Below are 2,727 nucleotides of genomic sequence, written 5' to 3' on the forward strand. Positions count from 1 at the left end.
CGGCCTTGTCCAGCTCGGCCTTGCGTGCCTGGGTGATGGCACCGTTGACGCCACCGGTCAGCGCCGGGGCCTTGGGCATCAGGGCGCGTGCGCGGCTCAGCGCCGTGGCCGCGGCATTCACATCACCCTTTTGCAGGACGATCTGGCTGCGTTGCAGGTAGGCCTCGGCCAACTGGCGTTGCAAGGGTTCAAGGCGGCTGTCGTCCGGCGACTGGGCCTGCAAGGCGCCAGCTGGTCTTCGGCGGTGGCCAGCTCGCTGCTGGCAATGTTCTGTTCCAGCTGCTGCCAGGCATCAGGCTGTGCTGGCACGGGGGCCGGGTCGACCGATGCGCTGGAACACGCGGCCAGCAGCACGGAAAACGCGGCAAGGAGCAGATAACGGGAGGCGAACGGCTTCATTCCTGCGACTCTCTATTTGCGCAAAAAGCGAGCAAGTCTACACCCAGCGCACTGGCTCGAAAATGATTCTTCAGGGTGCAGCCGCGATTAAAATGTCGCAGGGCGCAACCGCGGTGGTGCGCCCTGCCCTTGCCGCAGCGCGGTTCAGCGCCGGGGCAGTGCCAGGCTCAGCAAGAATAGCACCGCCGCGCAGACCACGATGGACGGGCCGGCCGGTGTGTCCTTGAACCACGACAGCGCCAGCCCGCCGCACACCGCCAGCACCCCGAGCAGGCTGGCGCCCAGCGCCATCTGTTCGGGGGAGCGTGCGTGCCGCTGCGCCGCTGCGGCCGGGATGATCAGCAGCGAGGTGATCAGCAGCACGCCGACGATCTTCATCGCGACGGCGATCACCACCGCAATCAGCAGCATCAGCGCCAGGCGCAGGGCTGCCACCGGCAGGCCTTCGACCCGCGCCAGCTCTTCGTGCACGGTCACCGCCAGCAGCGGGCGCCACAACGCAACGATCAGCACCAGCACCACTGCACTGCCGCCCAGGATCCAGGCCAGGTCGGTGGGGCTGATCGCCAGCAGGTCGCCGAACAGGTAGGCCATCAGGTCGATGCGTACATCGTGCATGAAGCTCAATACCACCAGGCCCAGCGACAGCGTGCTCGGCGCGAGGATCCCCAGCAGGGTGTCGGAGGCCAGCGGCTGGCGTTGCTGCAAGGTCACCAGCAACAGGGCCAGCAGCAGGCAGCCGACGGTCACCGCCAGCGTCGGGCTGACGTCGAGCACGAAGCCCAGGGCCACGCCCAGCAGCGCGGCATGCGACAGCGTATCGCCAAAGTAGGCCATGCGCCGCCATACCACGAACGACCCCAGCGGGCCCGCCACCAGTGCCAGGGCCAGGCCTGCAAGCAGGGCATACAACAGAAAATCAGCCATGCTTGCAGTGGTCTCCGTGTACGTGGCCGGCCGCAGCCGGGGCAACCACCGACCCGTGCAGGTCGTGGGCGTGGTCATGGTGGTGGTGATAGATCGCCAGGCTTGGCGCATTGTTGCCGAACAGTTCGACGAAGGCCGGGTCGCCGCTGACCTGCTCCGGGTGGCCCGAGCAGCATACATGGTGGTTCAGGCACACCACCTGGTCGGTGGTGCTCATCACCAGGTGCAGGTCGTGGGAGACCATCAGTACGCCGCAGCCATGGCGGTCGCGCAGGCGCGTGATCAGGCTGTACAGCTCGGCCTGGCCGGCCACATCGACGCCCTGTACCGGCTCGTCGAGCACCAGCAGCTCGGGTTTGCGCAGCAGTGCACGGGCCAGCAGCACGCGCTGCATCTCGCCACCGGAAATGCTCTGGATCGGGCTGTCGATGACCTGCTCGGCACCCACTTCGTTGAGGGCCGCCAGCGCCGCCTTGCGGTCCACCCCCGGCACCAGGCGCAAAAAGCGCAACACCGACAGCGGCAAGGTGGCGTCGACCTGCAGCTTCTGCGGCATGTAGCCGATGCGCAGGCGCGGCTTGCGCCAGACGCTGCCGGTACCGGGCTTGAGCAGGCCGAGCACGGCGCGCACCAGGGTGGTCTTGCCGGCTCCGTTGGGGCCGATCAGGGTCACGATCTGCCCGGGCTCGACGCTCAGGTCGATGCTGTCGAGGATGGCCTGGCCGCCGAACGCCACACCCACCTGCTCGAGCCGGATCAACGCAGTGCTCATCAGGCGCTCCGGCAGGTGCCGCACAGGCCGACCACTTCGACGGTCTGGGCTTCGACACTGAAGCCGACGTCGTTGGCACTGGCCACGATGGCGTCACTGATGGAGGTCTGTTCCAGCTCGATGGCCACGTGGCATTCGCGGCAGATCAGGAACTGGCCCTGGTGCGCGTGCTCGGGGTGGCTGCAGCCCATGAAGGCATTGAGCGAGGCGATACGGTGCACCAGGCTGTTTTCCAGCAGGAAATCCAGTGCGCGGTACACGGTAGGTGGCGCGGCGCGGCGACCATCCTGCTCGCTGAGCACGGCGAGGATGTCGTAGGCGCCCAGTGGCTTGTGGCTTTGCCAGACCAGTTCCAGCACTCGGCGGCGCAAGGCTGTCAGGCGCAGGCCCTGACGCGCGCACAGCGCATCGGCCTCGGCCAGCGCGCTGTGCACGCAATGGGAGTGGTCGTGGGGACGGTTGGCCAGTGGAGTATTGGGCATGGGCAGCGACGGTTCTGTTGAGAGACGTTATTATGTTACCCGTTCCTGCCCCAATGAGTGCTTATCGTGTCCCGATTTTTTGCCCTTTTTGTCGCTTTTATCACCAGCACCCTGCTCATGGCCCCGGCGCAGGCCGAGGTCAAGGTG

General features: G+C 66.7%; 3 protein-coding genes and 1 pseudogene. All 4 read right to left on the minus strand.

Features of this window, described 5'->3' with window-relative positions:
- Nucleotides 1-399 (minus strand): annotated as a pseudogene (locus tag G3436_RS14065) (PA5502 family lipoprotein); the annotation flags it as partial.
- 144 nt (nucleotides 400-543) lie between these two features.
- On the minus strand, nucleotides 544-1,326 hold the full coding sequence (gene znuB, locus G3436_RS14070) for a zinc ABC transporter permease subunit ZnuB (protein WP_163945933.1): 783 nt from the start codon (nucleotides 1,324-1,326) through the stop codon (nucleotides 544-546).
- Complete coding sequence (gene znuC, locus G3436_RS14075) at nucleotides 1,319-2,098, minus strand: zinc ABC transporter ATP-binding protein ZnuC (RefSeq protein ID WP_163945936.1); 780 nt, start codon at nucleotides 2,096-2,098, stop codon at nucleotides 1,319-1,321. Before znuC ends, znuB begins: the two co-directional genes overlap by 8 nt.
- A complete protein-coding gene (gene zur / locus G3436_RS14080; protein WP_163945938.1) occupies nucleotides 2,098-2,580 on the minus strand; it encodes a zinc uptake transcriptional repressor Zur in 483 nt (160 codons plus the stop codon). Before zur ends, znuC begins: the two co-directional genes overlap by 1 nt.
- Nucleotides 2,581-2,727: the final 147 nt, after the last annotated feature.

It is taken from the genome of Pseudomonas brassicae (assembly GCF_010671725.1).
Lineage (GTDB): Bacteria > Pseudomonadota > Gammaproteobacteria > Pseudomonadales > Pseudomonadaceae > Aquipseudomonas > Aquipseudomonas brassicae.

Bases quoted from the DNA above. Each gene is read 5' to 3' on its own strand.
- znuC (WP_163945936.1), bottom strand. From the start codon at position 2,098: ATGAGCACTGCGTTGATCCGGCTCGAGCAGGTGGGTGTGGCGTTCGGC.
- znuB (WP_163945933.1), bottom strand. From the start codon at position 1,326: ATGGCTGATTTTCTGTTGTATGCCCTGCTTGCAGGCCTGGCCCTGGCA.
- zur (WP_163945938.1), bottom strand. From the start codon at position 2,580: ATGCCCAATACTCCACTGGCCAACCGTCCCCACGACCACTCCCATTGC.